At 71.1% G+C, this 4,819-nt stretch carries 3 protein-coding genes; all 3 read left to right on the top strand.

The annotated features are described in order from the left end of the window. Window positions 1-2,298, top strand: a 2,298-nt coding sequence (gene mfd, locus VF665_RS11770) for a transcription-repair coupling factor (protein ID WP_331053631.1), incomplete at its 5' end; no start/stop codon positions are given. A 147-nt stretch (window positions 2,299-2,445) separates the two neighbouring features. Beyond that, window positions 2,446-3,990: a peptidylprolyl isomerase gene (locus tag VF665_RS11775; RefSeq protein WP_331053632.1), complete on the top strand. Its 1,545-nt coding sequence runs from the start codon at window positions 2,446-2,448 to the stop codon at window positions 3,988-3,990. Between the two features lie 148 nt (window positions 3,991-4,138). Beyond that, on the top strand, window positions 4,139-4,819 hold a 681-nt coding region (locus VF665_RS11780; protein WP_331053633.1), incomplete at its 3' end, for a SurA N-terminal domain-containing protein.

Raw genomic sequence — 4,819 nt, forward strand, 5'->3', positions numbered from 1 at the left:
CGCGACATGGGCCGGCTGGGCGACGTGCTGCGCGGGGCCGCGGCGCGCGGCGAGCAGACGCTGATCCTGTGCGACAACCAGGGGCAGCTGGAGCGCCTGCAGGAGCTGCTGGACGAGCTGCGGATCGCGCGGCACGTGGAGCTGGGGATCGGCTCCATCTCCGGCGGCTTCGTGCTGGCCGACGCGGAGCCCACCCTTCGCCTGCTCACCGACCACGAGATCTTCCGCCGCTCGCGCCGCGTGCGCCGGCGCCGGCGGTTCCGGGGCGGGGCGGCGCTGGAAAGCGTGGCCGCGCTCAAGCCGGGCGACTACGTGGTCCACATGGACCACGGCGTGGGGCAGTTCCGGCGGATGGAGCGCGTCCGCCTGGGCGAGGAGGAGTTCGAAACGCTGGTGATCGAGTACGCGGGCGGCGAGCTGCTGCGCGTGCCCGTGCACCGGGTGGACCTCATCGAGCGGTGGGTCTCCGACGACGACGAGGCGGCGCCGCCCAAGGTGCACCGCATCGGCGGGCGGGAGTGGTCGCGGGCCAAGGGCAAGACGCAGAAGGCCATCCAGGAGATGACGGCCGAGCTGCTGGAGCTGTACGCCAGCCGCCAGGCCGAGCAGGGCTACTCGTTCAGCGCCGACACGCGCTGGCAGCGGGAGATGGAAAGCGCCTTTCTGTTCGAGGACACGCCGGACCAGCGCCAGGCCACGGAAGACGTCAAGCGCGACATGGAGTCGCCCCGCCCCATGGACCGCCTGATCTGCGGCGACGTGGGGTACGGCAAGACGGAGATCGCCATCCGCGCCGCCTTCAAGGCCGTGCAGGACGGCAAGCAGGTGGCGGTGCTGGTTCCCACCACCATTCTGGCCGAGCAGCACCTGCACACCTTCAGCGAGCGCCTGGCCGACTTTCCCGTCAAGATCGAGGCGCTGTCGCGCTTTCGCACCGCCAAGGAGCAGTCGTCGGTGCTCAAGCGGCTGGAGCAGGGCGACGTGGACATCCTGGTGGGCACCCACCGCCTCCTTTCGCCGGACGTCAAGTTCCGCGACCTGGGGCTGATGGTGATCGACGAGGAGCAGCGCTTCGGGGTGAAGCACAAGGAGATGCTCAAGCAGCTGCGCCGCAGCGTGGACGTGCTGACGCTCACCGCCACCCCCATCCCCCGCACGCTGCACTTTTCGCTGCTGGGGCTGCGCGACATGACGCTCATCCAGACGCCCCCGCGCGACCGGCAGCCCGTGATCACCCACGTGCTCCCGTGGACGGACGCCATTCTGGAAGACGCGATCCGGCGCGAGCTGGACCGGGGCGGCCAGGTGTTCTTTGTCCACAACCGGGTGGAAACGATCGGCGCCGTCGCGCAGAAGGTGCAGGGGATGGTGCCCGACGCGCGCATCGGCGTGGCGCACGGGCAGATGCGCGAAAAGGAGCTGGAGGAGGTGATGACCTCCTTTCTGGAAGGCGACGCCGACATCCTGGTGGCGACGGCGATCGTGGAGGCCGGGCTGGACGTGCCCCGCGCCAACACGCTGATCGTGAACCGCGCCGACCACTTTGGCCTGAGCCAGCTGTACCAGATCCGCGGCCGCGTGGGGCGCAGCCACCACCGCGCGTACTGCTATCTCCTGGTTCCGGACGAGATCGAGGAAGACGCCGAGAAGCGGCTGCGGGTGCTGGAGCACTACACGGAGCTGGGGAGCGGATACCGCATCGCGCTCAAGGACCTTGAGCTGCGCGGCGCGGGTAACATCCTGGGCCAGCAGCAGTCCGGCTTTGTGCACGCCGTGGGGCTGGACACGTACCTGCGGCTGCTGGAGGATACGATCCGCCAGATCCGCGGCGCGGGCACCGACGGCCCCGCCCCGCTGGCCGACGTTTCGGTGGACGGCACGGCGCTCATCCCCGACACGTACATTCCCGACGAGGCCCAGAAGCTGGGCTTCTACCGCCGCCTGAGCCGGGAAACCACGCTGGAGGGGATCGAGGCGGTGCGCCGCGAGCTGCGCGACCGCTACGGCCCGCTGCCGGAAGAGGTAGAGACGCTGCTGGGCACCGCCTCGCTGCGCCTGCTGGGCGGCGCGCTGGGGGTGGAGCGCCTCCTTGTTCGCCCGTGGGACGTGCGCCTGAACTTTCGCAAGGGCGTGGTGCCGCGCATGGCGTCGCTGCAGCGGGCGCTGCAGGCGTGGCAGTTCGCGGTGGAGGTACGCCGCCCGCTTCCCCTGTCGCTCACGCTGACGCGGCACGGCACGGAGCCGATCCTGGGCACGCTGGTGTCCGCCCTGCGGGCGCTGGCGGATCCGGCGAAATAGTGCGGAGTGCGGAGTGCGTGAAGTTACTCAGCACTCAGCACTGACTGACGCACTCAGCACTGACGCACTGACGCACTTTCCGAGTGCCGGCGGGCCCGGGGCCCTTCGGCGAGAACTCACAATCCAACCCCGGTCCGGAGAACACGAATGAAGTTGTCCCGCTGGGCGTTCATGGCCGCCCCGCTCGCCGTCGCGGCGTGCGGAATGGGTGGCGCCATGACGTCCCACACCGACGTGGTGGCCAAGGCCGCCGGCACGGAGCTGCGCGTGGAAGACGCGGCGCAGATCCTGGCCGCCAATCCGCAGATTCCCGCCGACCCGCAGGTTGTGCGCGCGCTCGCCGACCTGTGGGTGGATTATTCGCTGCTGGCCACCGCGGCCGCCGAGGACACCAGCCTCAAGGTGCTGGACCTGGACGAGTTCGTGAAGGAAGAAACCCGTGACCAGACGGTGTTCCGATACCTGGAAAGCCAGGTGCGCCCCGACACGGTGATCAACGACCAGCGCCTGGAGCAGATGTGGAACACCGAGGGCCCCGGCGCGGAGATCCGCGCCCGCCACGTGCTGTTCCGCCCCGCGCCGGAAGCGACCCCCGCCCAGCGCCAGGCGCTCAAGGCCAAGGCCGAGCAGGTGCGCGCCCGCGCGGCGGCCGGTGAGGACTTTGCGGCGCTGGCCCGCGAGTTCACCGAGGAGCCCGGCGGCAAGGAGCGCGGCGGCGACCTGGACTGGTTCGGCCGCGGCCGCATGGTGCCCCAGTTCGAGGAAGCGGCCTTCAAGCTGCAGCCCGGCCAGGTGAGCCCGGTGGTGGAAACGCCGTTCGGCTACCACGTCATCAAGGTCGAAGACCGCCGCCAGCAGCCGCTGGGCGAGAACCGCGAGGCGTTCCGCCAGCAGCTGCTGTCCACCGCGCGCCAGCGCGCCGTGGGCGCCTACGTGGACAGCATGAAGAAGGTGGCCAAGGTCACCATGCAGCCCACCGCGGTGCAGGCGCTGCGCGAGCTGGGCGCGCAGGAAAACCTGGAGCTTCGCGGACGCGCGGCCAACCGCGCGCTGGCCAGCTACCAGGGCGGTGAAGTGACGGCCGGCGAAATGGCGGCGCTGCTGCAGGGCGTGCCCGCGGGCCAGCGCGAGCAGATCAAGACCGCCCCCGAGGCGGACCTGGTGGGCTTCGTGGAGAACGAGGCTCTCAAGGAGTACCTGTACGCCGACGCGCAGAAGAAGAACTTCAAGCTCTCGGCCGCCGCGGTGGACAGCATCCGCACCGGCACCCGCCTGGGCATTCGCCAGGTGCTGGAAGCGTCGGGGCTGGCCAACCGCCGCTTTCCCAAGGGCAAGGCCGGCCGGGGCGCCATTCAGGAAGCCGTGCGCCAGCTGATGGAGCAGGCCGTGGGCGGCCAGCGCCAGCTGCCCCCGCTGGGCAAGCTGGGCTTTGCGCTGCGCAACTCGTACGGCGCGGACGTGAACACCGAGTCGTTCCAGCGCGTGGTGGACCAGATGAAGGTGATCCGCGCGTCGCAGCCGCAGCAGGGCCAGCAGGGCGGCATGCCCGGCGGGCAGCCGCAGGGCCCGCCCATGCCTCCGGGCGTTTCGCCCCGCGCGCAGCCGCAGCCGCAGCAGGACCCGGCCGCGCAGCCGCAGGCCGCGCCTGGCGCCGCGCCGCGCCCCGCCGCCCCGCAGGGCCAGCAGCGCTGAGCGGTTCTCCCCGCGCCCGCCCGGCGCGGGGGAACCCCAGGCGGGTAAACAGGATATAAGCACGCGGCCGGTGCACCCCACGGGGTTCCCGGCCGCGTTTTCCGCCGGCCCCGGCCGGCCTTTCTCGTTACCGTCCCCGAAGCAACCGATGCGCACTCGCATTGCCCTGTTGGCCGCTCTGCTGGCCGCCGTTCCCGCCGCGGCGCAGACGGCGCCCACTCCCCAGCCCGGCGAAGAGCTCTGGGACGGCGTGCTGGCCGTGGTGGGCGACACCATCCTCCTTCGCTCCGACCTGCAGCTGGCGCTGGAGCAGCTTCGCGCGTCGGGCACGCCCGTTCCGGAAGACCCGGAAGGGCTGCAGCGGGTGATTCAGCAGATCCTGGACGAGCGCATCAACGACCTGCTTCTGCTGGAGGCCGCGCGCGCCGACGGCACCGCGGTGAGCGACGCCGAGGTGCAGGCCGCCGTGGCCGACCAGGAGCGCCAGGTACGCCAGCGCTTTCCCTCCGAGGCCGCCTTTCAGGAGGCGCTCGGGCAGTCGGGGCGCACCATCGAGGCGTACCGCACCGAGTTGGCCGCCCAGTTCCGCGACCAGACGGTGACGCAGCGCTATGTGCGCAAGCGCATGGGGCAGATGGCGCCCGTGGCCGTGAGCGAGGCGGAGATCTCCGCCTTCTTTGCGGCCAACCGCGAGCGCTTCGGCGTGCGTCCGGCCTCCATCACCTACCAGCAGGTGATCGTGCGGCCCATGCCGTCGGACTCGGCGCGGCAGGCGGCGCTGGAAACCATCCAGCGGGTGCAGCGCGAGCTTACCGAGGGCGCGGACTTC

It is taken from the genome of Longimicrobium sp. (genome assembly GCF_036387355.1).
In the GTDB taxonomy this organism is placed as follows: domain Bacteria; phylum Gemmatimonadota; class Gemmatimonadetes; order Longimicrobiales; family Longimicrobiaceae; genus Longimicrobium.